At 64.1% G+C, this 26,281-nt stretch carries 20 protein-coding genes; 7 read left to right on the forward strand and 13 right to left on the reverse strand.

Features of this window, described 5'->3' with window-relative positions; genetic code table 11:
* Nucleotides 1-109 precede the first annotated feature (109 nt).
* The 6 genes from IF809_RS02075 to IF809_RS02100 form a co-directional block, all read right to left on the reverse strand.
* Nucleotides 110-874, reverse strand: a complete 765-nt coding sequence (locus IF809_RS02075) for an anti-sigma factor family protein (RefSeq protein ID WP_128967373.1) — start codon at nt 872-874, stop codon at nt 110-112.
* Nucleotides 871-1,419, reverse strand: a complete 549-nt coding sequence (locus tag IF809_RS02080; RefSeq protein WP_128967372.1) for a sigma-70 family RNA polymerase sigma factor — start codon at nt 1,417-1,419, stop codon at nt 871-873. Before IF809_RS02080 ends, IF809_RS02075 begins: the two co-directional genes overlap by 4 nt.
* A 127-nt stretch (nt 1,420-1,546) precedes the next feature.
* On the reverse strand, nt 1,547-1,888 hold the full coding sequence (locus tag IF809_RS02085) for a cupredoxin domain-containing protein (protein ID WP_128967371.1): 342 nt from the start codon (nt 1,886-1,888) through the stop codon (nt 1,547-1,549).
* A 24-nt stretch (nt 1,889-1,912) separates the two neighbouring features.
* Nucleotides 1,913-2,857 (reverse strand): metallophosphoesterase family protein, encoded by a 945-nt coding sequence (locus IF809_RS02090; RefSeq protein WP_128967370.1) that lies wholly within the window; start codon nt 2,855-2,857, stop codon nt 1,913-1,915.
* A 227-nt stretch (nt 2,858-3,084) separates the two neighbouring features.
* On the reverse strand, nt 3,085-3,921 hold the full coding sequence (locus IF809_RS02095; RefSeq protein WP_373291599.1) for an alpha/beta fold hydrolase: 837 nt from the start codon (nt 3,919-3,921) through the stop codon (nt 3,085-3,087).
* 59 nt (nt 3,922-3,980) lie between these two features.
* The gene (locus tag IF809_RS02100) at nt 3,981-5,600 is read right to left on the reverse strand and encodes a GMC family oxidoreductase (protein ID WP_128967368.1); all 1,620 of its coding nucleotides are present in this window, start codon (nt 5,598-5,600) and stop codon (nt 3,981-3,983) included.
* Nucleotides 5,601-5,774: 174 nt separating this feature from the next.
* Here IF809_RS02100 and IF809_RS02105 point away from each other — a divergent pair, with 174 nt between their 5' ends.
* On the forward strand, nt 5,775-6,947 hold the full coding sequence (locus tag IF809_RS02105; RefSeq protein ID WP_462836687.1) for a M20 aminoacylase family protein: 1,173 nt from the start codon (nt 5,775-5,777) through the stop codon (nt 6,945-6,947).
* Nucleotides 6,948-7,021: 74 nt separating this feature from the next.
* On the opposite strand, the gene IF809_RS02110 is transcribed toward IF809_RS02105, so the two are convergent.
* The 3 genes from IF809_RS02110 to IF809_RS02120 form a co-directional block, all read right to left on the reverse strand.
* Nucleotides 7,022-8,644 carry an inorganic phosphate transporter gene (locus IF809_RS02110; protein WP_462836688.1) on the reverse strand — a complete coding sequence of 541 codons (1,623 nt, stop codon included), beginning with the start codon at nt 8,642-8,644 and terminating at the stop codon, nt 7,022-7,024.
* Between the two features lie 124 nt (nt 8,645-8,768).
* Nucleotides 8,769-10,211, reverse strand: coding sequence for a UdgX family uracil-DNA binding protein (locus IF809_RS02115; protein WP_462836689.1), 1,443 nt, complete (start codon nt 10,209-10,211; stop codon nt 8,769-8,771).
* Nucleotides 10,211-11,446 (reverse strand): putative DNA modification/repair radical SAM protein, encoded by a 1,236-nt coding sequence (locus tag IF809_RS02120; RefSeq protein WP_462836690.1) that lies wholly within the window; start codon nt 11,444-11,446, stop codon nt 10,211-10,213. The genes IF809_RS02115 and IF809_RS02120 overlap by 1 nt, the downstream gene beginning before the upstream one ends.
* A 162-nt stretch (nt 11,447-11,608) precedes the next feature.
* On the opposite strand from IF809_RS02120, the gene IF809_RS02125 reads away from it, so the two are divergent.
* Genes IF809_RS02125 through IF809_RS02135 form a run of 3 tightly spaced genes read left to right on the forward strand, consistent with a single transcriptional unit; the run spans nt 11,609 to nt 17,338 of the window.
* Complete coding sequence (locus tag IF809_RS02125) at nt 11,609-12,397, forward strand: ImuA family protein (protein ID WP_462836691.1); 789 nt, start codon at nt 11,609-11,611, stop codon at nt 12,395-12,397.
* Nucleotides 12,294-13,889: a Y-family DNA polymerase gene (locus IF809_RS02130; protein WP_462836692.1), complete on the forward strand. Its 1,596-nt coding sequence runs from the start codon at nt 12,294-12,296 to the stop codon at nt 13,887-13,889. The genes IF809_RS02125 and IF809_RS02130 overlap by 104 nt, the downstream gene beginning before the upstream one ends.
* On the forward strand, nt 13,886-17,338 hold the full coding sequence (locus IF809_RS02135; RefSeq protein WP_462836693.1) for an error-prone DNA polymerase: 3,453 nt from the start codon (nt 13,886-13,888) through the stop codon (nt 17,336-17,338). The genes IF809_RS02130 and IF809_RS02135 overlap by 4 nt, the downstream gene beginning before the upstream one ends.
* Before the next feature lie 111 nt (nt 17,339-17,449).
* Here IF809_RS02135 and IF809_RS02140 read toward each other — a convergent pair whose 3' ends face one another.
* Entirely contained in the window at nt 17,450-18,220 is a 771-nt protein-coding gene (locus IF809_RS02140; protein ID WP_128969407.1) for an SDR family NAD(P)-dependent oxidoreductase, read from the reverse strand.
* Nucleotides 18,221-18,398: 178 nt separating this feature from the next.
* Nucleotides 18,399-18,686, reverse strand: coding sequence for a hypothetical protein (locus IF809_RS02145; protein WP_128967361.1), 288 nt, complete (start codon nt 18,684-18,686; stop codon nt 18,399-18,401).
* Between the two features lie 56 nt (nt 18,687-18,742).
* Here IF809_RS02145 and IF809_RS02150 point away from each other — a divergent pair, with 56 nt between their 5' ends.
* The 3 genes from IF809_RS02150 to IF809_RS02160 all read left to right on the forward strand — a co-directional run bounded on the left by IF809_RS02150 (nt 18,743) and on the right by IF809_RS02160 (nt 24,684).
* Nucleotides 18,743-20,143, forward strand: coding sequence for a CoA transferase (locus IF809_RS02150; RefSeq protein WP_462836694.1), 1,401 nt, complete (start codon nt 18,743-18,745; stop codon nt 20,141-20,143).
* A 146-nt stretch (nt 20,144-20,289) separates the two neighbouring features.
* Nucleotides 20,290-21,534 (forward strand): efflux RND transporter periplasmic adaptor subunit, encoded by a 1,245-nt coding sequence (locus IF809_RS02155; RefSeq protein ID WP_462836695.1) that lies wholly within the window; start codon nt 20,290-20,292, stop codon nt 21,532-21,534.
* Between the two features lie 33 nt (nt 21,535-21,567).
* Nucleotides 21,568-24,684 (forward strand): efflux RND transporter permease subunit, encoded by a 3,117-nt coding sequence (locus tag IF809_RS02160; RefSeq protein ID WP_128967358.1) that lies wholly within the window; start codon nt 21,568-21,570, stop codon nt 24,682-24,684.
* 13 nt (nt 24,685-24,697) lie between these two features.
* Here the strand turns inward: IF809_RS02160 and IF809_RS02165 are convergent, their stop codons facing one another.
* Both IF809_RS02165 and IF809_RS02170 read right to left on the reverse strand, forming a co-directional pair.
* Nucleotides 24,698-25,660 carry an amidohydrolase family protein gene (locus tag IF809_RS02165; RefSeq protein WP_128967357.1) on the reverse strand — a complete coding sequence of 321 codons (963 nt, stop codon included), beginning with the start codon at nt 25,658-25,660 and terminating at the stop codon, nt 24,698-24,700.
* A 56-nt stretch (nt 25,661-25,716) separates the two neighbouring features.
* On the reverse strand, nt 25,717-26,271 hold the full coding sequence (locus IF809_RS02170; protein WP_128967356.1) for a P-loop NTPase family protein: 555 nt from the start codon (nt 26,269-26,271) through the stop codon (nt 25,717-25,719).
* Between the last annotated feature and the right edge of the window lie 10 nt (nt 26,272-26,281).

The raw sequence follows: 26,281 nt of genomic DNA on the forward strand, positions 1-26,281 counted from the left end.
AGGCAACGGCTGCTGCAAGAAAGAGGGAGCGCATCATGGCGCTGAATTAGCAGTGCGCCCCCGTCATCGCAATCGAAAGTTGTAATCTCGTCTTCCGAAGGAAGCGCCGCTATCCCTCGACATTCGCTTTCATCGCCGCCTCGAATTTGTCGACGAATTCGGTGAGCTCGTCGCCGCCGATGTCGCTGACGGCCCAGAAGTTCAGGCCGCGCTCGCCCCAGCGACGGCAATTGAAGCCCTGCATGGTTTGCGTCTTCGGCGGCCGGTGCTCGGTGCTTGCGGTCTGCGCCACGAACAAGTTGATGATGTGCTGCCGACGCCGGTAGACGACGGCGCCGATGGCGCGCGCATCAACATAGTCGAGCCGGCCGCCGACCAGAGTAAAACCTTGCGCGGTGAGGTCGATCACCGGCGGAGCGACGTCGAGTTTGCCGTTGAACCAGGGCTTGACCGTGTGCTGGTCGGTCGAGACGACGTCGATGAGGTGGCCGGCCTGGAGCGAGCGCAGATGCGCGGAGACGACCTCGGAGAGGATGCGCTGCTGGTCGTCCTGGCGCAGCACGACGGCGACGATGCCCGTGGCGGCGAGGGCGGAAACCGCCGACCCCATGGCGAACCCGCGCAGCACGGAACGACGGCTCGGCTGCGGCCGCGCTTGCGGTATCGAGGCCTCGATACGGGCGCGCAAGGCCGCCGGCGCGCTATAGCGCAGCTTGGTGTCGGCCAGCACGCGCTTCATCTCCCGCTGCGCCGCGAACTCGGCCGTGCAGGCCGGGCAGGAGGCGATGTGGGCTTCGACCTCGCGCGCATGGCCGGCATCGAGCTCGTTGTCGAGCAGCGCGTGAAGCAGGATTTTTGCTTCGTCGCAGGTCATTTCGAGTGCTCCTCTTCCGCCGTCCAGGCCGCACGCAACATGGCGCGGGCGCGGGCGAGGCGGGACATCACGGTGCCCACGGGGGCGCCGACGGCTTCTGCAATTTCGCGATAGGACAGGTTGTTGATCTCCCGCAGCACGAAGGTTTCCTTGAACGGCTCGGCCAACGCGTCGATCATCTTGCGGACGGCGCCGGCATCGCGGCTGCGCAGCACCTCGGTCTCAGGACTTGCCTCGTTCTCCTGCCACATCGGCGTCTGGTCGGCCGCGCCAGGTGTGTCCTCGATCGCGGCGTGCGAGTGCGCACGCCTGGCATATTCGGCATTGCAGACATTGCGCAGGATCGCGAACAGCCACGGCTTCATGGCCGGGCCGCGATAGCTGTCGAAGTGCTTCAGTGCACGCAAATAGCATTCCTGCACCGCGTCCTCCGCGTCGGAGGCATCGCGCAGCAGATAGCGTGCGAGCGTGTAGACGTCGTCGAGATAGGGCAGGGCCGCCTCGCGGAAGCGCTGCGCCTTCTGGAAATCGTCGCTTGCCGGCATCGCCTCTCGCTTTGCCTCTCGCTGCGTTTCGTAACTCGTTGCGCCTTTGGGTCTGACCGAAGGCGTGCGAGCCCGGCCGGCGTGGGACCACCGGCCGGGCAAGACAGAGATGCCTTGGTTGGAGACGTTACTCAACCTTGATCATCCCTGTCATGTGCGGGTGCAACGAACAAAAATACTTGTAGTCGCCCGCATCGGTGAAGGTGAAAGAGAATTTGTCGTCTGTGTCCAGAGTCTTGGACCTGAATTTGCCGGCCGACACCACGGTGTGGGGAATGTCGTCCCGGTTGGTCCAGGTCACGGTCGTGCCGACCTTGATCTTGAGCTCCGGCGGCTGGAAGACGAAATTGTCGATATGGACCTCCATGTTGGTGTCGTCGGCACGGGCTGTCGCGACGGGAAGCAGGATGGCCGCGGCCAAAGTGAGACCGAAATCGACTGAGAAGTCGCGGCGATTGAGTGTCTTCATGGTCAGCTTCTCTTCAGCCCTGGATTAACCCTGGAGCGGCGTGTCGATGATCGCCAGCCGCTGTTCGTTCTGCTTGAAGTTGACGCTGGCGACGCCCAGCATCGAGCGGAGCTTGGCGTCCTCGACCTTCATCGGTCCCGGCGAGGGGGCTGTGCCCGGCGCCGGTTGCGGGAAAGCGGTCGACCGCGCGGTGTGGAAGGTGACGTTGCCCTCGACCTTCTGCATCACCTGGTGGATGTGGCCGTTCAGCACGGTGACCGAGCCAAAACCCTTGACATATTCGAGCGCGCGACCGCCGTCCTCGGTGCCCCAGCCCCATTCCGGATAGACGGTCCAGAGCGGAATATGCGCGAACAAGACAATAGGGGTGGATTTCGATTTGCCGCGGAGATCGTCCTCGAGCCAGGCGAGCTGCTCGGTGCCGAGATTGCCGAGGCCGCCGGCCTTGAGATCGACGACGTTGACGAGGCCGATGAAATGTACGCCGCCGGCATCGAACGAGTACCAGCCCGCGCCCTTGGTGCCGCGGCCGTAGCGCTCGCGATAGAACTTAACCTCCTCGTCCAGGAAGTCATGCTCGCCAGGGACGTAGTGCACGTCCAGCTTGGACTGTGAGATGATGCGGTCGGCGTTGTCGAACTCGGAGGCCTTGGAGAGATGGGTGATGTCGCCGGTGTGGATCATGAACGACGGCTTGACCGGCATCGCATTGATCTTGTTGACGGCTTCCTCCAGCGTGCCCAGCGCATTGGGGTTGGCAGGCTTGTCGAAGCCGACATGGCTGTCGCTGATCTGGAGGAAGGTCATGCCGGGCGCGGCGGCGGTTGCGGCCTCAGCCGAGTCGATGATGCCGAGCGAGCGCGGCACGCCACCCGTGATGGTCCAGAGCACCCCGGTGCCGGCCCAAGTCATGCATTCCAGCACCTTGCGGCGGCTGACGCCGTCTTCCCCGTGATCGTGTCCGCTCATCGCACGTCTCCTTTTGCCCGGAATTGGGCGTTGAGGAGCTGATCGGGGGAGGGGCGGATTTATTCGTGGGATGGCGATGACGTTTTCGTGAGGTGGGATCACACGTGGAAGCAACGCAGCGCCTGTTGGCGATACATTGCAGAGCGGGAGCCACAGGGGTTGAGCCCCCAACTCGGCTGCGCGCAGTTTGGTGCACTGCGCCCGGAACAAGCGAGGTGAACGCGGATCTAAGCGGAAAATTCCCGGATCGCCTGCACCACGCGGGCGGGTGCTTCCTGCGCCACACAGTGGCCGGCGCCTTCGAATGCGAGGGCGCGGGCCTGCGGGATGAGCGCCATAGCGCGTGAGGCCATCTCCTTGTAGATCGGCCACGACGTCTCGGCTGTCGTCACCATCACGGGACACGCGATTTCGCGGAGCCAGGCAAAGGGATTGCCGCGCGCGTCGCCGATATAGACCTGCTCCATCGCCTCGTAGATCGGATGCAGCATCGCCGACTCGATCTCGGGGGTGCAGCAGAGGCGCACCCGGCCATTATCGAGCGGCGTGAAGCCGTGCCGCACATAGGCCCACAGCGAAGCGTCCGTCCAATCCGCAAAGGCGGGCGCGACCCGGTAACGTTCGAAGACGGCGTCGCGACTGTCGAACTCCGCCTGCCGACGCAGGGCGCTCTGCACGCGGGAGAGCGATTGTTCGCTTAATCCGGCCGATGGATTGCGCTCTGCCCGCGGATTCATCACGGTGGGCTCCATCACAAACAGGCGCCTGAAGTACCCGGGGCGCAGCTTCGCTGCCAGCAGCAGATCGGTCGCGCCCGCGCTGTGGCCGATGCCGTACACGTCGCGCAAGTCCAGAGCGTCAATCACGCGGCAGATATCGTCGGCATAGTCCGCGAAGTGATAGGCGCCGGGTTTGTGGCTCGCGCCATGGCCGCGGCGATCGAGTGCATAGACAGTGTAGGTCGACGCGAGATCACGCGCGACCTCGTCCCAGACATCAGCGACGAAGCCGGTGCCGTGCACGAGCAGGGCGGGCGGCTTGCCGCTCTCACCCCATTGCAGCATGGCGATCTCTGCACTGGCGGTACCGATTGAAAAGCGATGACTGATCATATGATCGGATGCTACTTCGCATCCTCCAAAATCATCGCGGCACCCTTCTCGGCGATCATGGCGGTGGGCGTGTTGGTATTGCCCGAGGTGATGGTCGGCATGATCGAGGCGTCGACGACGCGAAGACCGTCGAGGCCATAGAAGCGCAGCCGTTCGTCGACCACGGCCAGGGGATCGTTCGCCGATCCCATCTTCGCGGTGCCGACGGGATGGAAGATCGTGGTGCCGATGTCGCCGGCGGCTTTTGCGAGCGAGGCATCGTCGTCGCCGACGGTCGGGCCGGGCAGATACTCACTCGGACGATATCTTGCGAGCGCCTTCTGCCGCATCAAGCGGCGGGTGGTGCGGATGGCGTCGGCGGCGACCTGGCGGTCGTCGTCGGTCGACAGATAATTCGGCGCGATGATCGGCTTCTCGTCCGGGCTTGCCGAGCGCAGGCGTACGGTGCCGCGCGAACTCGGCTGGAGATTGCAGGCGCTGACGGTGATCGCGGGAAAACGGTGCAGGGGATCGCCGAACTTGTCGAGTGACAGCGGCTGCACGTGGAATTGGATGTTGGCGCGCGCGCGTGTCGCATCGGAACGCGTGAAGATGCCGAGCTGCGAGGGCGCCATGGTCAGAGGACCGCGGCGGCGGAATGCATAATCGAGGCCCATCAGGCCGCGGCGGAACAGATTGTAGTAGGTCTCGTTCAGCGTCCGCACGCCCTCGACCTTGTAGATCGCGCGCTGTTGGAGATGGTCCTGGAGATTGCGCCCGACACCGGGTTTGTCCATCACGATGTCGATGCCGAGCGGCGACAGCCAGTCGGCAGGCCCGATGCCGGAGCGATGCAGCACCTGCACCGAGCCGATCGAGCCGGCCGCGAGGATCATCTCGCGCCTCGCGCGCGCCTCGACGATTTCGCCGTTCTGGATGAAGCGAACACCGACGGCGCGGCCCTGCTCGACGATGAGGCGGTCAACCAGCACATGCTTCTCGAGCCGCAGATTGGGGCGCCTCAAGGCCGGCTTGAGGAACCCGCGCGCCGACGACCAGCGCCGGCCGCGCTTCTGGTTGACGTGGAAATAGCTGGTGCCTTCGTTGTCGCCGGTGTTGAAGTCAGGGATGCGCCTGATGCCCATCTCCTCGGCGGCGTCGCCGACCGCATCGAGCACGTCCCAGGACAGCCGTGGCGCCTCGATCCGCCAGCCGCCGCCGGCGCCGTGATGCTCGCTCGCGCCAAGGAAATGATCTTCCAGCCGCTTGAACAGCGGCAGCACGTCATCATAGCCCCAGCCGGTCATGCCGAGCTGGCGCCAATGGTCGTAGTCGGCAGCCTGGCCGCGCATCGAGATCATGGCATTGATCGCCGAGCAGCCACCGATCACCTTGCCTCTGGGATAGGCCAGCGCGCGGCCGTTCAGTCCCGGCTCGGCTTCGGTCTTGAACATCCAGTCCGAGCGTGGATTGCCGATCGCGAAGAGATAGCCGACCGGAATGTGGAACCAGATCCAGTTGTCGTCCCCGCCGGCCTCGAGAATGAGGACCCGGTTCCTGGGGTCGGCCGACAGCCTGTTGGCAAGGATGCAGCCGGCCGTGCCGGCGCCCACGACAATGTAGTCAAACTCACCTTCGAGCCGTCTTGGCATTCTGCTTCCACCCGGATGGTCCCTAAACGTTCCGTCCTAATAGGCAGACGGCGACCACGGGGACAAGCCCGGCCATGAGCAGGGACAGGACCACCCTTGATCTGCGGGGGTTAGGTGGACTGGCGCTTGCATGGTAGACAGCGCTGTATTTTCAACAAAACTTGAGACCGCTCCATGCCGATCGTGAACCGCGTCGCCGACCTTCAACCCGATATCCAGGCCTGGCGGCGGGACATCCACCAGAATCCCGAATTGCTGTATGACGTCCGCCGCACCGCAGCATTCGTCGCGGATCGCCTGCGCGAGTTCGGCTGCGACCAGGTCGTCACCGGGATTGGCCAGACTGGCGTGGTTGGAGTGATCAAGGGCAGCAAGCCGGCCGGCGAGGGGCTCAAGGTGATCGGCCTGCGCGCCGACATGGACGCGCTGCCCGTCGAGGAGCAGACCAACCTGCCTTACGCCTCGAAGACTCCCGGCAAGATGCACGCCTGTGGTCATGACGGCCACACCGCGATGCTGCTCGGTGCTGCACGCTACCTCGCCGAAACCCGCAACTTCGCCGGCGACGCGGTCGTGATCTTCCAGCCGGCCGAGGAAGGCGGCGCCGGCGGCGCGGCCATGGTGAAGGACGGCATGATGGAGCGCTTCGGCATCGAGCAGGTCTACGGCATGCACAATGGTCCGGGCATTCCGATCGGCTCGTTTGCAATCCGGCCGGGCCCGATCATGGCGGCGACCGACGAGGTCGACATCATGATCGAGGGCCTCGGCGGCCACGCCGCCCGTCCGCACAAATGCATCGATTCCGTGCTGGTCGGTGCCCAGGTGATCACGGCGCTGCAGTCGATCGTTGCGCGCAGTGTCGATCCCCTGGAATCGGCTGTCATCTCGATTTGCGAATTCCACGCCGGCAACGCCCGCAACGTCATTCCGCAAACGGCGACGCTGAGGGGCACCATCCGCACGCTGTCGCCGGAGGTGCGCAAGCTGGTCGAGAAGCGCGTCCGCGAAGTGGTGGCGGGGGTGGCGCAGATCACCGGCGCCAAGATCGACTTGCACTACAAGCGCAATTACCCCGTCGTGAACAACCACGCCGCGGAGACCGATGTGGCGACGCGTATCGCCAAGCAGGTCGCGGGCGAGGCCAATGTGCTCGAAATGCCGCCGCTGATGGGCGGTGAGGATTTTGCCTACATGCTGGAAGCGCGCCCCGGCGCCTTCATCTTCTGCGGCAACGGCGACGGCGCCGGTCTCCATCACCCCGCCTATAATTTCAACGACGAGGCGATCGTGTTCGGCACGTCCTATTGGGTCAAGCTGGTCGAGGAACAGCTCGCGGCGTCATGAGCCGCTGAGCGAAGGACGAATGAAAGGGGCCGGTGCATCGCACGGGCCCCTTTGTTTCACGTGCCGTGCTGCGCTCAGAACAGGTGCGAGAACAGATAGTAGAGCACGCCCGAAATGATCATCGCGGCCGGCAGGGTCAGAACCCAGGCCATGGCGATGTTGCGGATCGTCGCCCATTGCAGGCCCGAGCCATTGGCGGCCATGGTGCCGGCAATGCCTGACGACAGCACGTGGGTGGTCGAGACCGGGAGGCCGTAGACGTCCGCGGCGGCGATGGTGGCGGCCGCGGTGATCTCGGCGCAGGCGCCTTGCGCGTAGGTCAGGTGGGTCTTGCCGATCTTCTCGCCGACAGTGACGACAATGCGCTTCCAGCCCACCATGGTGCCAAGGCCGAGCGCGATGGCGACCGCGATCTTCACCCAGCCGGGGATGAATTTCGTGGCGCTGTCGAGCGAGCCTTTGTAGGCAGTGAGCACGGTGACGTCAGCGGCGCTGAGCTCGGCTTCCTTGTCCTTCATCAGGAACCGGAGCGCCTCGGAGACGAGATACATGTCGTTGCGGGTGTTGCCGACGAGCTCGGCCGGCACTTTGGCGAGCGAGCCGTAGGTGGTCACCTGTTTGGAGATGTCGCGCACGAGCACGGCAAGCGACGGGAAGGTGCCGCCGTTCACCTCGTGCTGCGCGACATAGTTGGTCACGGCAGGGCGCGGGTTGCCGATCACGCTGTAGCCGGCGGCCTTGCCCTCGATGATCTTGCTGGCCGCCTCCGAGTTCTGGCTGAACGCAGCGATCTGGCTCTCCGGCAGGGCGCGATTGAGCGCATAGGCGGTCGGCACGGTGCCGATCAGGATCAGCATGATCAGGCCCATGCCCTTCTGGCCATCATTGGAGCCGTGGAAGAAGCTCACCAGCGTGCAGGTGAGGATCAGGATGCCGCGGATCCACCATGGCGGTGGCTGGTCGCCCTTCGGCTCGCCGAACAGTGCGGGCGTCGCGCGCAGCAGCACCGTTCGCAGAATCAGCAGCAGGCCGGCGGCGAGCGCGAAGCCGAACAGCGGCGACAGCAACAGCGCCTTTCCGATATTGGTGGCCTGGGTCCAGTCGACGCCCGAGGTGCCGCTGCGGCCGTGCAGGACCGCGTTCATGATGCCGACGCCCATGATCGAGCCGATCAGGGTGTGCGAGCTCGAGGCTGGCAGGCCGAAATACCAGGTGCCGACGTTCCAGATGATGGCGGCGATCAGCAGCGCGAACACCATGGCGAAGCCGGCGCTGGAGCCGACCTGGAGGATCAGCTCGACCGGCAGCAGCGAGACGATTCCGAACGCGACCGCGCCTGAGGACAGCAGCACGCCGAACAAATTGAACATGCCGGACCACACCACGGCGACATGGGCCGGCAGCGAGCGGGTGTAGATCACGGTCGCGACCGCGTTGGCGGTGTCGTGGAAGCCGTTCACGAATTCGAAGCCGAGTGCGATCAGAAGCGCGACGAAGAGCAGGAGGAAGGGAGCGAAAGCCTTGACCTGTGTGCCGGTGGCATCGACATCGACCCAGATGCTGTAGGCCACGAAGAGCAGGGCGGCGGCGATCACCCCCATGTAGATCACACCGGTGAGCGGATGGAATCCGCGATTGAGGTCGGGCCCCCTACTCAAGGCCGGCTCGATGGAGCCCGGCAATGCAACGTCACTCATTGGAAATTCTCCTGTCCCAAGGCCCCAATTTTGCGCGTGGCATGTGACAGGCGGTTGAAATGACGGGCAGACGAGTGCAACGACGCGAGTCATCCAGGGCTTGTTGCCCTGGCGTTGGTTCGCGTCAGGCGGCGCGCGACGATCTCCGTTGCAAGGAGGCGGCGATCTTCAAATCCGCGACAAAGCGCTGATATTCCACCACCTTCGCCTCGGGATCGGGGAGCCGCAGTAGATAGGACGGATGTACGGTCACCAGAGCCTTGCGTCCATCGGGGAGGTCTATGAGCCGGCCGCGGGTCTTGCCGATGGGCGTGATCTTGCCGAACACGCTTTGCGCGGCGGTCGCACCCATCGCCACGATGAGATCAGGCTGAATTGCCGATACTTCCCGCTCATACCATTGCCGGCACGCTTTGATCTCCGGCGTCGCCGGCTTCTGGTGCAGGCGGATCTTTCCGCGCGGCACGAATTTGAAATGCTTCACCGCATTGGTGACATAGACCTTCTTGCGGTCGACGCCGGCCTCCGCCAGTGCCCGGTCGAGCATTTGGCCGGCCGGGCCCACGAAGGGATGGCCAGCGAGGTCTTCCTTGTCGCCGGGCTGCTCGCCGACCAGCATGATATTGGCAGACTTCGGGCCTTCGCCGAACACGGTCTGGGTCGCATCCTTGTAGAGGTGGCAGGCACGACAATGCGCGGCCTCCTCGCGAAGCGTTTCGAGACTGTCGGTGGCAGGTTTGCGTTTCATAGGAGCCTCCGGCCGCTTCTGAGGCTTGTGCGGATCGGTCGCGGCGTTGGCGATCATAGCACCGGTCATGCGTTCGGCATCTTCGATCAAGGGCTTAATGATCGAGGCCTCGGGCAGGTTCCTCCAATATTTCTTCGGCATCTCCGTCTGCATCGCCTTCACCTTGAGCCGTGCCGGATTGAAGATGCTGGCGTAATAGCGCCGCCAAGTTTCCTCCAGCCGGTCTTCGCCCGGTGCCTCGCTCTTGCTGACGCCGGGCGTGAACGAGAGCGCGTGGCCGTCCCAATGCGCGCAGAGGTCCGGCGTCAGGATCGACCAGGGCATGTCGGCAAAGCGCTTTGCAAAGAACGGCCCGGCGAGCTCGACGATGTGATGCTCGGGCTCGAACCAGGCGACGTAATGCGGCTCGCGTTCCCGACCGATCTCGCGGAACCGCACGAAAGCATGCATCTTGTGCTCGTCGCGATGAACCGCGCGTGCCATCGCCGTGATCTTCGCGACATCAGGATCGGTCGCGACATCGATGAGATCGTGATTGTCTTTCAGCCGGAACAGCAGGCGATAGAGGATCGCGAAGCGCTCGCCGTCCCGATGCAGGATCGCAGCCTTGGCGAGGTCGATAAATTTGCTTGATACGCTGAAGGTGCCGTCGTTCACCTCGAGGATCGGCGACGGCGCGGGCGGTGCAAACAGATCGGCTTCGCCGCCTCGCACGGCCCAGCTTACATCGTCAGGCGCAACATGATGAAGCACGAGGGCGCGCGCGGTTTTGCGCCAGCCGTCGAAATCGGTTTCGCTGTCGAGGGTGATGTACTGCATCAGAAGCCAAACCCCAATTGTGTTGCTTTCGGCTTGAACCGTTCGATCAGCCGCGCCTCGTCGAGGCGATGCGGCGAGGGGCGGTGGTCGCTGAGAACGATGAACGGCAGCGCCTTGTGCTTGGGCACGTGCAGCCGTGCGAGATCGGACAGGCGGATCGTTGTGGTGCGCCGCGTCGCGATGATGCGCTCGACCGCCTTGGTGCCGAAGCCCGGCACGCGCAGCAGCTCCTCGCGGCTGGCGCGGTTGACGTCGAGGGGAAAACGGTCGCGATGGCGCAGCGCCCAGGCAAGCTTTGGATCGATGTCGAGCGGCAGCATGGCGCTGTCGTCGACGATCTCGCCGACGGCGAAGCCGTAAAATCGCATCAGCCAGTCGGCCTGGTAGAGCCGGTGCTCGCGCAGCAAGGGCGGCTGGACCAGAGGCAGTGCGCGGCTGGCATCGGGGATCGGACTGAAGGCTGAGTAGTAGACGCGCCGCAGTCGGTACGAGCCGTAGAGATTGGCGCTGGTGTGGAGAATGGTGTGGTCGTTCGCGCTGTCGGCCCCGACGATCATCTGTGTGCTTTGACCGGCCGGCGCGAAGCGCTGTGGTTTCGCCTTTGTTTTCACGCTTCGATCTTCTTCGGCTTCGTCCAGCTTCAGCCGCAGCCGGCCCATGGAGCGGCGGATCGCGCGCACGTCCTTCTCGGGTGCGAATTGCTGCAGGCTCGTCTCCTGTGGCATCTCGATGTTGATGGAGAGGCGGTCGGCATATTTGCCGGCTTCCGCGATCAGCGCGTCGTCGGCCTCGGGAATGGTTTTGAGGTGTATGTAGCCGCGGAAGTGATGCTCCTCGCGCAGCTTGCGCGCGACACTGACCACTTGCTCCATCGTGTAGTCGGGGCTGCGGATGATGCCGGAGGAGAGAAACAGCCCCTCGATGTAATTGCGCCGGTAGAAGTCGAGCGTCAGCTTGACGACTTCATCGATGGTGAAGCGGGCGCGCGGCACATTGGAGGAGGCGCGGTTGACGCAATAGAGGCAATCGTAATTGCACGCGTTGGTCAGCAGCACCTTGAGCAGCGAGATGCAGCGTCCGTCCGGCGCGTAGGAATGACAGATGCCCATACCGGGCGCGGTCGAGCCCATGCCCTTGCCGTCGCTGGAATCCCGCTTTTCGGTGCCGCTGGATGCGCAGGACGCATCGTACTTGGCGGCGTCCGCGAGAATTGCCAGCTTGCGTTGTACGTCCATCCTAGAATCCCTTTGATTCAGTTCATGAATCCATTTGCGCGCCAATTCGATTGACTCTCTGCGCGCCGTTAGCTTTATATTAGAACATATCATGAACAAATGAGCCAGCCGTTGGTTCTTCTTTTGAAGGCCACGGCAATCACCTCTGAAGGAGCGGCGAGCATGAGCGGCGCACGCATGAGCGCGCTTGCGACCTTGCGCAGCCAGATCGAACGGATCGAGACGGCGGAGGTCGTGCATCATCACGACCGCGTCGCGCTCGGCCATAGTGAGGCCGACCGCGCGCTGAAGGGCGGGCTCGCACGTGCGGCGATCCACGAGGTGTTTTGCGAGGGCCGGCAAGGCGCGTCCGGGACGGGCTTCGTGATGGGGCTTGCGGGCCGCGTCACGACACAGCGGCCGCTGTTATGGGTGCGGCAGGATTTTTCGGAGCTTGAAGCGGGCGCGCTGTCGATGAGCGGGCTCGCCGAGCTCGGCCTCGATCCGCGCCGCGTGGTGATGGTGCGCGCCGCTGATGTCGAGAGCGCGCTGCGCACCTCGGCCGATGCGCTCGCCTGCGATGCACTCGGCGCCGTCGTGCTCGAGCTCTGGGGCGAGACAAGACAGTTCGATCTCGTGGCGAGCCGCAAGCTGACGCTGGCTGCACAAGGCTCCGGCGTCACCGGCCTGTTGCTGCGCTTGGCCGCGCAGCCGCTACCCTCAACCGCGGAGACGCGATGGATGCTGCGCGCGGCGCATTCGCCGCCGGGATCTGCGTGGAGTGCCTGGGGCGCCCCGCGCTTCGATGCCGAGCTGTTGCGCAATCGTCATGGCCCGTGCGGCCGCTGGATCATGGAATGGAATTGTGATGAGTGCCAGTTCAGTGAACCGTCGGCGTATTCTCAGCCTGTGGCTGCCGCGCCTGCCCATCGACCGGATTCAGCGGTTCTTCAACAGCGCCGGGCTGGGTAAGAATACCAATGAGCCGAGCATCGTTATTATCAAGAACAACAATGCGCTGGTGATCCACGCGCTGGACGAGCCCGCCGAGCGGCTCGGCCTGTATATCGGCCAGCCGCTCGCCAATGCGCGGGCGATGTGCCCGGATCTGAAAGTGTTCGACGCCGATGTCGTGGCCGATGCGAAGACGCTCAGCGACATCGCCGATTGGTGCGACCGCTTCACGCCGTTGGTGGCGCTCGATCCGCCGCACGGTCTGTTCCTCGACATTACCGGCTGCGCGCATCTGTTCGGCGGTGAGGCGGCGCTGCTAAAGATGCTGGTTCATGCGCTGGGACGTCAGGGCTTTGCCGTCAGCGCGGCCATTGCCGGCACCTCGGTCTGCGCGCGCACGCTGACGCGACAAGCCACGGGCAGCATCGTCGCCGACGGCGGGGAGGCGGCGGCGATCGATAGGTTTCCGGTGTCCGCGCTCGGTGCGGACGAGGCCATCACCACCGGCCTGCGCCGCGCCGGTCTGAAGACCATCGGCGATGTCGCCTCGCGCGCCCCGAGCGAAATCACGGCGCGGTTCGGTGCGCGGTTCTCGACGCTGCTTGCGCATGCGCTGGGGCAGGGCGATGCGCCGATCAATCCGCGAAAACCGCTGCCCGACTACATCGTGGAAAAACGTTTTGCCGAGCCGATCGCGACCGACACCATGATCGCGATGACGCTGTCGCGGCTGGCCGACACGTTGATTACCTCCATGGAGAAGCAGGGCAAGGGCGCGCGCCGCCTGGAGGCCGCGTTCTTCCGCACCGACGGCGTGGTGCGCGCGATCACGGTCGAAACCGGACGTCCCGTGACGCGAAGCGCGGTCATTGACCGCCTGTTCCGCGAACGTCTCGATGCGCTTGCCGATCCCCTCGATCCCGGCTTCGGCTTCGACATGGTGCGGCTGTCGGCAAGCCGCACCGAGATCGTGGTGCAGGAGCAGCGCGATCTCGACGCGCATGTCCACGACAATGACGAACTTGCGGCGCTGATCGATCGTATCGCTGCGCGTATCGGCGGAAAACGCGTCGTCGTACATTTGCCGCAAGACACGCACATCCCCGAGCAGGCGGTGCTGGCCGCGCCCGCCCAGCATCATCTCGCCACTGCCATGCAGGCCAAGTGGCCCGATCGTGCCGAGGGTGAGCCGCCGCTGCGCCCCTTAAGGCTGTTCGACCAGCCGGAGCCGGTCACCGTGCCGTTCGCGACCGTGCCTGACGGTCCGCCGCACCAATTCACCTGGCGACGGGCGAAACATGCGGTGGTGCGGGTGGAAGGACCCGAGCGCATCGCCATGGAATGGTGGCGGCAGGACGGCAAGCAGCTGACGCGGGATTATTTCCGCATCGAGGATGCCGAGGGCCTGCGCTTCTGGATCTTTCGCGACGGCCTTTACGAGGGAGAGGTGTTCGACGCCGACGGCAAGCCCGCGTCGCCCAACTGGTATGTGCATGGTCTCTTCGCATGAATACGCCCGCTTATGCCGAGATCGGCATCACCACCAATTTTTCCTTCCTGCGCGGCGGCTCGGATCCGCGCGCTTATGTGCATCAGGCCAGCAAGCTCAACATTCCAGTGATCGGCATCGCCGATCACAACACGCTCGCCGGCGTGGTGCGCGCCTGGAATGAGCTCGACAATGACAAGGTGCTGCACAAGCCGAAGCTGCTGATCGGCGCGCGCATCGTCTTCATCGACGGCACGCCCGACATTTTCGTCTATCCGCGCGACCGTGCCGCCTATGGCCGGCTGTGCCAGCTTCTCACCCGGGGCAAGCGCGGCGACGACATCACGAGGATCGAGAAGGGCGAATGCCGCCTCAGCTTTGCCGATCTGCTCGAATTTTCCGAGGGGCAGCTTCTGATCCTGATGCTGCCGCATCGGTTCGATCAGGCGCAAGCGCTTGACCTTCTCGCAAAGCTGAAAGCAAGCCGCGCCGAGGGCGTGTGGCTGGCGGCGAGCCTGATCTATCGCGGCTACGACCGTCGTCGTCTGGCACGGCTCGACGATCTCGCCGCCAGGGCAAAAGTGCCGCTGCTCGCGACCAACGAGGTGCTCTACCACGATCCCGGCCGCCGTCCGCTTCAGGACGTGCTGACCTGCATCCGGGAAAAGACCACGATCGAGGCGGTCGGACGCAAGCTGGAAGCCAATTCCGAACGCTTCCTGAAGACGCCTCGCGAGATGGCGCGGCTGTTCCGCGATTTTCCGGGGGCGATCGCGGAGACCATGCGCTTTGCCGACAGGATCGACTTCACGCTCGACCAGCTCAAATACCAATATCCTGATGAGCCGGTGCCGCCGGGCAAGACTGCGCAAGGGCATCTGGAGGATCTGACCTGGGCGGGCGTCGACAAATATTTCGGCGGCGAGATCGACGACAAGCTGCGCGCGACGCTGAACAAGGAGCTCGCGCTGATATCAGAGCTGAAATACGCGCATTACTTCCTCACCGTGCACGATATCGTGCACTACGCACGCAGCCAGAACATTCTGTGCCAGGGGCGGGGATCGGCGGCGAATTCGGCCGTCTGCTACGTGCTCGGCATCACCTCGGTCGACCCGACCAAGGTCGATCTGTTGTTCGAGCGCTTCATCTCCAAGGAGCGGCTGGAGCCGCCCGACATCGACGTCGATTTCGAGCATTCGCGGCGCGAGGAGGTGATGCAATATGTCTATCGCCGCTACGGCCGTCACCGCGCCGCGATCATCGCCACTGTCATCCATTATCGTCCACGCAGCGCCATCCGCGACGTCGGCAAGGCGCTGGGGCTGACCGAGGACGTCACCGCCGCGCTCGCCGATACCGTCTGGGGCAGCTGGGGCAAGGGCCTCAACGACATGCAGGTCCGGCAGGCCGGGCTCGATCCCAAAAATCCCATGATCAACCTCGCGGTCGAGCTGGCGACCGAGCTGATCGAATTCCCGCGCCATCTCTCTCAGCATGTCGGCGGCTATGTCCTGACCCAGGATCGGCTCGACACCTATGTCCCCATCGGCAATGCCGCGATGGACGACCGCACTTTCATCGAATGGGACAAGGACGACGTCGACGCGCTGAACATGATGAAGGTCGACGTGCTGGCGCTGGGCATGCTGACCTGCATCAGGAAATGTTTTGATCTGATCGACCAGCACAAGGGCAAGCGTTGGGTTTTGGCGACCGTCCCGCAGGACGACTCCAAGGTTTACGACATGCTGTGTGCCGGCGAGTCGCTCGGCGTGTTCCAGGTCGAGAGCCGCGCCCAGATGAACATGCTGCCACGGCTGAAGCCGCGGACCTTCTACGATCTCGTCATCGAGGTCGCGATCGTGCGCCCGGGGCCGATCCAGGGCGATATGGTGCATCCCTATTTGCGGCGGCGGAATGGTCTGGAGAAGGTGAGCTATCCGTCTCCGTCGCCGGATCACGGCGACAAAAATGAACTTTACAATGTGCTGCACAAAACGCTGGGTGTGCCCTTGTTCCAGGAGCAGGCGATGCGCATCGCGATCGAGGCCGCACATTTCACCTCCGAGGAGGCCAACGGCCTGCGCCGCTCGATGGCGACTTTTCGCAATGTCGGCACCATCGGCCAATACGAGGAGAAGCTGATCGGCAACATGGTCGCGCGCGGCTATGATGCAAACTTCGCCCGAAGCTGCTTTGACCAGATCAAGGGCTTTGGCTCCTATGGTTTTCCGGAGAGCCATGCCGCGAGCTTTGCCCAGCTGGTCTACATCTCGTCATGGCTGAAATATCATCATCCCGACGCCTTCTGCTGCGGCCTGTTGAACTCGCAGCCGATGGGCTTCTACGCGCCGGCGCAGATCGTCGGCGATGCTCGCAAGAACGGCGTCGAGGTGCGCGAGATCGATGTGTCCTACAGCTTTGCGCAGAACACGCTGGAGGAGGGGAGCAGCAAATACTGCGCAGTGCGTCTGGGTTTTCGTCAGATCGACGGCTTTCACTGGCTGGACGAGGACGAGGAGAGGCTGAAGCGCTCACAGTCGTCATTCCCGGGCGCGCGTAGCGCGAGCCCGGAATCCATCCGACCGCATATGCCTAGAGGAATGGATTCCCGGCTCGACGCTGACGCGTCGCCCCGGAATGACAAGAAAGAAGACTGGGCCGATCGCATCATCGCCGCGCGCAATCGCCGTCCGTTCACCTCGCTCGAAGACTTCGCCCGCGACACAGGCCTGCCCAAGCGCGCGCTGATCCTGCTGGCGGATGCCGATGCGTTCCGCTCGCTCGGGCTCGACCGCCGCGAGGCGCTGTGGCAGGTGCGGCGGCTGCCCGATGACGTCGCGCTGCCGCTGTTCGAAGCGGCCACCGCGCGCGAGCAGCCGGACGAGCACGCCAGGCCGTTGCCTGAGATGCCGCGCCCAGAGCAGGTTGTTGCCGATTACCAGACCATCCGGCTCTCGCTCAAAGGCCATCCGATGGAATTCTTGCGCGAGATGTTTACGCGCGAGCGCATCGTCGCCTGCAGGGAGATCAGCCACCAGAACGAGCGGCGCCGTGTCCGCTGCGCCGGCGTGGTCTTGGTGCGGCAGCGGCCCGGCAGCGCCAGCGGCGTCGTGTTCATGACGCTGGAGGACGAAACCGGCATCGCCAATGTCGTGGTCTGGCCCAAGGTCATGGAGCAGTACCGCAAGGAGTTGATGGGCGCGCGCCTCATCGAGGTGCAGGGCTATATCCAGAGCAGCCCCGAGAAGGTGACGCATCTGATCGCCCAGCGGATGATCGACCGCTCGCACGATCTGGTTGGTCTCGCCAACGATGCCCTGAGCCGCAAGCATCCGGTACCCGCAGGCGCCACATTGGTCGAGCCGCTCAACGAAGACCCCCGCGCCCTCGCGGACATGCCCGCGCAAAAAATCCGCCACCCCCGCAACGTCCGCATCCTGCCGCCGTCGCGGGATTTTCATTGAGGGAATGGCGCAGGATGTTGCTACGCTCACAATGACGAGTTTGTTGAAGCGATCGCGCGACACATTCTCATCCTCATGGTCGGGACAAGCCCGGCCATGACCGAGTGAAATTCAAAAATTCACCCGGTTCGAGATCGCGCCGTCCACCACCAGATTCGATCCCGTGGTGAATCCCGACACCGGGCTGGCCAGGAACACCGCGGCGCTCGCGATCTCCTGCGGCGTTGCCATGCGTCCGGTCGGATTGCGCTTCATCGCATCATTGTAACGCTCGGGCATGTTCTGCTCGATCATGTTCCAGACGCCGCCCTTGAAATAGACGGTGCCGGGCGAGACCACGTTCACGCGGATCTTCTTCTTGGCGTATTGCCGCGCCAATCCCTTGGCCATGTGGATCAGGGCAGCCTTGATCGGGCCGTAGGAGCTGGCGAGATCGGCCTGCGCCGCCGAAATCGAAGAGATGATGACGAAGGCGGCGTCGCCGTTGCGCGCGCCGCTGGCTTCGAGGAACGGCCGAGCGGCATCGAACGCGTGCACGGCGCCGAGCACGTCGAGCCGGAAGTTCTGCTCCCATGACGCGGGATCATGGCCTTGCGCCATGGCGCCGGCATTGGAAAACAGCATGTCAATGCCACCGAGCTCCTTTGCTGCGCCCTCGACCCACGCCTTCAGCGCCACACCATCGGTGACGTCGACGGTGCCGCCGGTGGCATTGATGCCGCTCGCTTTCAGTTCATTGACGGTCGCTGCGACCTGCTCTGCATTGCGCGCGCAGACCGCGACATTGGCGCCTTCACCGGCCAGCGTCGCCGCAATCGCCCGACCGATGCCGCGCGTGCCGCCGAGCACGACGGCGTTTTTGCCTTTGAGACCGAGATCCATTGTGGGGTTTTCCTTGTTGTTGGTGCAGAGAGTGTAGCTGTTTCGATCGATCCCCAGAACTCTCCAATTCGTCATTGCGAGCGCAGCGAAGCAATCCAGAAATGCATCTCTGGAAACAGCCAGGATTGCTTCGTCGCAAGAGCTCCTCGCAATGACGACGCGGATGGAGGACCCCGGCTCACTCCGGCGCAGCCCCCACCGGCGGACCGCCGGGCGGGCGATGCAGGAAGGTCAGCGATGCATAGGCGCCGACCCAGGAGCCGGCCGCCGCGAAAGCGACATAGACGGCGTTTTCGGTATAGCTGATCACGGCGTAGGAGGAGAGCAGATACCAGATCGCGCTCCAGCTCGCCGCCGGCACACGCTTGCGCGCGACGACCGCTGAGGTGAACATCACATAGACCGCGTCGGTGGCCGCTGTCGCGACGAACACGGCGCCGGCGGTGAGGGGATCGATGGCAGCCATTGCAATCCTTTCCGTGCTCATGGGATCGTGGCAAAGCTAAAGGGAGAAAAGAGGCCATGCAAAGCCCCGCTGACATCCTCAAGGGTATCTGGACCTCCGCCGGCGGCGATGAGACCGCGCTCGAACGCGTGCGCCTGACCGGAGAGGAGCCCCAGATCCCATCCTCGTTCCGTGTTGCCGTCGCGGGGCAGGCAACGATCGCCGCCGCCGGCCTTGCCGCTGCCGAAATCTGGAGACTGCGCAGCGGCGAGGCACAGGATGTCTCCGTCGACATGCGCCATGCCGTTGCCGAATGCCGTTCCGAGCGTTATCTGCGCCTCGACGACAAGCCGCCACCGCCGGCCTGGGACGCCATTGCCGGCGTCTACAAGACCGGCGACGACCGTTTCGTCCGCTGCCACACCAATTTCCCGCACCACCGCGACGCCGTCTGCAAGGTGCTTGGCTGCGCGCCCGAGCGCGAGCAGGTGCAGGCCGCCTTGAAGCAATGGAAGGGCGGGGATTTTGAAACGGCGGTCTATGCCGCCGGCGGCGTCGTTGCGCTGATGCGCTCTTACGACGAATGGTCCGCGCTGCCGCAAGCACAAGCACTCGCCGAGCTGCCGCTGATCTCGATCGAGAAGATCGGCGATGCCCCGCCGAAGCCCTGGCCTGAAGGCGAACGCCCGCTCGCGGGTCTGCGCGTCCTCGATCTCTCCCGCGTCATCGCAGGGCCCGTCGCCGGACGCACGCTCGCCGCGCATGGGGCGGATGTGCTGCTCGTTTCGGGGCCCGATCTGCCGGCCATTCCCTGGCTCACCATCGATACCGGCCGCGGCAAGCTCACCACCTTTATCGGGTTGAAGAGCGAAACAGGTCGGGCGCAAATGCGCGAACTGCTGAAAGACGCTGACGTCTTTTCGCAAGGCTATCGCCCACGCGCTCTCGCAGCTCTTGGCTTCTCGCCGGAGCAGGCCGCGGAGATCAATCCGGGCATCGTGTATGTGACGTTGTCGGCCTATGGCCATGCCGGCCCGTGGGCCGAGCGGCGTGGCTTCGATTCGCTGGTGCAGACCACGACCGGCTTCAACGATGCGGAAGGGAAGGCCGCCGGCATCGATAGCCCGAAGGAATTGCCGGCGCAGATGCTCGACCACGCCACCGGCTATCTGATGGCGTTCGGCGCCATGATGGCCAAGGCGCGGCAGGCGAGCGAAGGCGGCAGCTGGCATGTGCGCGTGTCGCTGGCGCAGACCGGACGCTGGCTGTGGAATCTCGGCCGGCTCGATGGAGGCCTCAACACCCCCGACCTTACGGGTGAGGCCGTACATGCTGCGTTCATGGAAACGGTGTCATCTGGCTTCGGCACGTTGAAGGCGGTGCGCCATTCGGCCGTGCTGTCGAAGACGCCGGCGCAATGGCGCCGTCCGGCAATGCCGCTCGGCAGCCATCCGCCGCAATGGCCGCGCCGAAGCTGACGTGAAGCTGACGGTGTCGCAAAATTTTAACGCAAACCGAAAGACGAGCCGCGTTTTTTAGGTTGTCTGAAATCTCAATTCGGCACTATTAGCGCGACCGATGAGGCAGTCGTCTGCCGAGATCGTCGCAGACATGTCCGGGCCCCATGGTAGCTGAAAATACCAAACGATTGCAGGTGCTTACAAAGCGACGGGTAATCACATCCGTAGTTTTACTGGCGCTTGCCGGGGCGGGTGCTTACGGCCTGATGTTTGCGGGTGCCAAAGAGAAGCAGCACTCCGAAGTCTCCAGCCAGTCGCGCAAGAACGCTCAGAATTTCAAGCCGACTCCGTCCGAATGGGCGACGCTGACGATCGAACCGGTCAACGCCAAGACGTTTCGGGCCGAGTATGTCACCGAAGGCAAGGTCGCGGTCGACGAGGACCACTCGACGCCGGTGTTCTCGCCTTATGCGGGCCGGGTGACCAGGCTGCTCGCCAAGCCCGGCGAGAGCGTAACGCAGGGTCAACCGCTGTTTACAATCGAGGCCGCCGATACCGTGCAGGCCCAGAACGATTTCATCGCGGCGATGACATCGCAGAACAAGGCAAAGTCGGCGCTTGAGCTCGCCGACATCCAATACAAACGCGCCAAGGATCTCTACGAGGGCCTCGCCATTCCCCTCAAGGATTATCAACAGGCGGAAGCGACCCAGGTCCAGGCGCAGAATGACATGCGCTCCGCGGTGACGGCGCTGGAGGCTGCAAACAACAAACTGCGCATCCTCGGTTTCACGGACGAAACGATCAAGGCGTTCCAGAACAAGGGCACCATCAATCCTGAAATCACGATCTACGCGCCGCTCTCCGGCACGGTCGTGCAGCGCAAGATCGGTCCCGGACAATATGTCAGTGCCGGCGCCAGCGATCCGGTGTTCGTGATCGGCGACCTCTCCACGGTCTGGCTTACCGCCTTCGTGCGCGAGAGCGATGCTGCGCAGGTCAGCGTTGGGCAGGACATCCTGGTCAACGTGATGGCGCTGCCGGGCCGTCCCTTGACCGCGAAGATCAACTACGTCGCTGCCGCGATCGATCCGAACACCCGCCGCCTGCTTGTCCGGGCCACCATCGACAACAAGGATGGCCTGCTCAAGCCGGAAATGTTCGCCAATGTCACGATCTATTCAGCCGGCGACCGCGGGGCGCCCGCGGTGCCGAAGCAGGCGCTGATCTATGAAGGCAACCAGGTCCGCATCTGGGTCGCGCGTGAGGACAAGTCAGTCGAGCTCCGCCAGATCAAGATCGGCCTCATCAACGGCAACCTCGTCGAGGTGACCAGCAACCTGAAGCCCGGCGAACAGATCGTCGTCAAAGGCAGCCTGTTCATCGACCGCGCGGCGTCCGGTAGCTGAATCGACGACCCCAAGAAACTGCGAAAAACCTGAATGGACCGTCTCGTCGCCCTTGCCGTCAACCGGCGCTTCCTGATGGTCGGCATGTTCGTCGCCGTATTCATCGGCGGCCTGATAGCATTCAACCAGCTCAACATCGAGGCCTATCCCGACCCGACCCCGCCGATGGTCGACATCGTCACCCAGAGCCCGGGCCTGTCGGCGGAAGAAATCGAACGCTACATCACCATCCCGATCGAGACCCAGGTCGCGGGCCTGAAGAACCTCACGACCATCCGCACCATCTCGCTGTACGGTCTCTCCGACGTCAAAATGCAGTTCTCCTTCGCCTACACCTATGAGGAGGCGTTGCAGCAGGTCTTGAACCGTCTGGCGCAACTCGCGCCGCTGCCGGGTAATGTGCAGCCGCAGATCTCGCCCTTGAGTCCGATCGGCGAAATCTTCCGCTATCGCCTGGTCGGTCCGCCGAACTACAGCGTGCTCGACCTCAAGACCATCCAGGACTGGATCCTCCAGCGCCGCTTCCGCGCCGTGCCCGGCGTGATCGATGTCACCGGTTGGGGCGGCAAGAGCAAGACCTACGAGCTTCAAGTCGACAATAACAAGCTGGTCGCCAACGGCCTGACGTTGCCGCAACTGCTCCAGGCGGTCAGCAATTCCAACGTCAACGTCGGCGGCAACACGGTCAATATCGGCCAGCAATCCGCCGTGGTACGCGGCGTCGGCCTGATCAAGTCGATCGACGACCTCGCCAACACCATGGTGGCGCAGACCAACGGCAACCCGGTGCTGGTGAAGGACGTCGCCACCGTCACCGTGGGCCAGAAGCCGCGTCTCGGTATCGCCGGCCTCGACGATGCCGACGACATCGTGCAGGGCATCGTGCTGATGCGGCGCGGCGAGCAGAGCACGCCGACCATCAATCGCGTCGAACAGCTCGTCGCGCAGATCAACGGCTCGACGATCCTGCCGCCGGGCGTGCGCATCGAGCGCATCTACGACCGCAAGGACCTGATCGACCTCACCACCCACACCGTGCTGCACAACATGGTGGTCGGTATCCTCTTGATCGTGCTGCTGCAGTGGATCTTCCTCGGGGACCTCCGCAGTGCCCTGATCGTCGGTGCCACCATTCCGTTCGCGCTATTCTTCGCCGTGATCATCCTGGTGCTGCGCGGGGAATCGGCCAATTTGCTCTCGGTCGGCGCGATCGATTTCGGCCTGATCGTCGATGCTACCGTGATCATGGTGGAGGCGATCTTCCGCCGTCTGACGCAGACCACGCCGACCTCGGAATCCGAGCAGATGTCTCCCGAGACGCTGTTCGGCATGAAGAGCCACGCCATCCTCAGTGCCGCGGCCGACGTTTCGCGTTCGATCTTCTTTGCCGCCGCCATCATCATCGCGGCCTTCCTGCCGCTGTTCACGCTGTCGGGCGTCGAGGGCAACATCTTCGGGCCGATGGCGCGCACCTATGCCTATGCGCTCGCCGGCGGCCTGCTGGCGACCTTCACCGTCACGCCGGCGCTGTCCGCGATCATCCTGCCGGCGCATGTCGAGGAGACCGAGACGCGGGTGATGCAGGTTCTGCACCGGCTCTACATGCCGGTGCTGAACTGGGCCGTCGCCAACCGCACCATCGTGCTCGGCGGCGCAGCCGGCCTCGTTGTGATGACGATCGTGTTCGGCCGGCTGCTCGGCCTCGAATTCCTGCCCAAGCTCGAAGAGGGCAACCTCTGGATCCGCGCCACGCTGCCGCCCACCATCTCGCTCCAGGAAGGCAACACCTACGTCAACGAGATGCGCAAGTTGATCCGTGCGCGGCCCGAGGTCGAGTCCGTGGTGTCGCAACATGGCCGTCCTGACGACGGTACCGACGCCGCCGGCTTCTTCAATGCCGAGTTCTTCGCGCCGCTGAAGCCCGCGAGCGAGTGGCCGGGCACGCACGACAAGGAAGTGCTGACGGCGGAGCTGCTCAAGCAGCTCGACGACCGCTTCCCCGGCGTCGAGTTCAACTTCTCGCAATATCTCCAGGACAACGTCTCTGAAGCCGTCTCCGGTGTGAAGGGCGAGAACTCGATCAAGCTGTTCGGCAGCGATCTGCAGGCACTGACCGACACCGCCAACAAGATCAAACAGGTGCTGTCGACGGTGCAGGGTGTTACCGATCTCGCGGTCTTCACCTCGCTCGGGCAGCCGACCGTGCAGATCGACATCGATCGCGCCAAGGCGGCGCGCTACGGGCTCGCGCCCGGCGACATCAACGCCACCATCAAGGTCGCGATCGGCGGCGACACTGCGGGCGACCTCTACGAGCCGGGAAGCGACCGTCACTTCCCGATCATCGTTCGCCTTGCGCCGGAATATCGCCGCAGCGCCGAGGCGATCCAGAATATCCGGATCGGTGCGCCCGGGCCGAACGGCTCGATCACCCAGATCCCCCTGAGCGAAGTCGCCACCATCAGCCTCGTCTCCGGTGCGGCCTACATCTATCGCGAGCAGCAGGAACGCTATCTGCCGATCAAGTTCTCGGTGCGCGAGCGCGACCTCGGCAGCGCCATCCGCGAGGCGCAGCAGAAGATCGCCGAGCAGGTCCAGCTGCCGCCCGGCTCGCACATGGAATGGGTCGGCGAGTTCGGCAATCTCCAGGATGCGATTCGGCGGTTGTCGATCGTGGTGCCGATCTCGCTGGCTCTGATCGGCATCCTGCTCTGGTTCAATTTCGGCTCGATGACCGACACGCTGCTCGCCATGAGCGTGATCCCGATGGCGATCTTCGGCGGCGTGCTTGGCCTCTTGATCTCCGGCACCGCCTTCAGCGTCTCGGCGGCGATCGGCTTCATCGCCTTGTTCGGCATCGCCGTGATGGACGGCATCATCATCCTCTCGCAATTCAACCAGTTGATCGAAGAGGGCATGGATCGCATGAGCGCGGTAATCCGCACCGGCGAGTTGCAGCTCCGGCCCGTGCTGATGACCTGCGTGGTCGCAGGCGTCGGCCTGTTGCCGGCCGCATTGTCGGAAGGCATCGGTTCGCAAGTGCAGAAGCCGCTCGCGGTCGTCGTCGTCACCGGCATGATGCTGGCGCCGGTGGTGATCCTCGTCACGTTGCCGGTGCTGATCTCCTTCTTCTCGCGCCGCGCGCGCTGACAGCCACCGCGGCTCAGAAACCGTACAGCCGCGCCGGATTATCGACCAGGATCTTCCTGCGCACATCCGCATCCGGCGCCCACACCGGAAGCTGGTTGAGCAGGCGGCCATCGTCGATCTGATAGAGCGGCGCGATGTCGGTGGCTTTCCGCCCCTCGACGTGACTCGAATCGGGGTGCGGCCAGTCGGTGCCCCAGACGATGCGGTCCGCATTCGCTGTGATGAGCGCGCGGGCATAAGGCACCATGTCCTGGTAATCGGGTGCAAGCTTCGACGAGCGGTATGCGCCGGAGATCTTCACATAGGCCTTGCCGGATTTGACGAGCGCGACGAGGTCGGCAAAGCCGGGCTGCTCCAGTCCGAGCGAGGCCTCGAGGCCGCCGAAATGGTCGAACACGGCAGGGACCGGTGAAGCCAGCACCAGATCCTTGATGGCGGAGATCATCGGCAGCGTGGTGTAGAGCTGCACGTGCCAGGCGCGGGCCTTCATGCGTTCGGCAGCGGCGGTGAAGCGGGCGCGACCGACATCGGGATCGCTGATGCCGCCGGTCGCGAGATTGATGCGGATGCCGCGAAAACCCTCCTGCTGCATGGTGTCGAGCTGGCCCTCCGTCGTCTTGTCGTCGATCACGGCGACACCGCGCGCATTCGCTCCGCGCGCCTTCATGCCGAACAGGGTGGAGGAATTGTCGGTGCCGTAGACGCTCGGGGTGACGATCACGACGCGCTCGATATGCAGCGCCTTGTGCAACGCGGCCATCTCTTCCGGTGAGGCCGGCTCCGGCGTGTAGACCCGGCCGGCGAAGAACGGAAATTTCTCGACATCACCGTGGATATGGGTGTGGCAGTCGCAGGCGTGCGGCGGGACGTCAAAATTGACCGGCGTTGCGGGTTGCGACGCACGCGCGTGGGCTCTGGTGCTCATGGCTACTCCGGCGGCGAGAGAGGTAAGCAGGACACTGCGTCGGTTGAGCATGGCTTCACTCCTGCTTCGTTCCCTTATGCCTTGTCGCGAAGAACAATATCACATGGTCAGGGTAGTCGCTGTGCTTCGCTGCATAGCAGCTCGACCAGCTCGGCAACGGGGCGTGACCCGTCAACGCGAACGACCGGGCAGGACAGGCGGGCGAGCCATGCCTCGTCTTTCACGAGACTGCGTCCGTTGCGATCACCGGCGTCGTAGTGCGAGGCCCATTCAACGAACGCCTCCACCTCCTGGCCGCGCCAGCCCCCGGGCGCGACAGCGTCGGCACCGAAGTGCGTCGCTTCCCGGGCGCGCAGACGCTGCATACGAAGCTCGCGCGGTGTGGTCACGAAGACAACGAGATCGAAGAACCGGACGAGTTCGTCGCCCCAGCCGGTGACGGTGCCGCTGAGCACCCAATCGAGACGCGGCAGAAACATCTCACGCATCAGGCGCAGCCGATCGGCGGCAGGGCGCGTCGTCTGGTAGGGCGGCGCGGTCGGCAGCCAGAAATAATCGTCGGTGTCGTGATGCGGCAGCGCCAACCGGCTCGCCAGTGCGCGGCCGAGCGTCGTCACGCCGGAGCCCGAAGCCCCCATCAGATGAATGCGGCGGCTCTTCATCGGTGTCGAC

It is taken from the genome of Bradyrhizobium sp. UFLA06-24 (assembly GCF_054967145.1).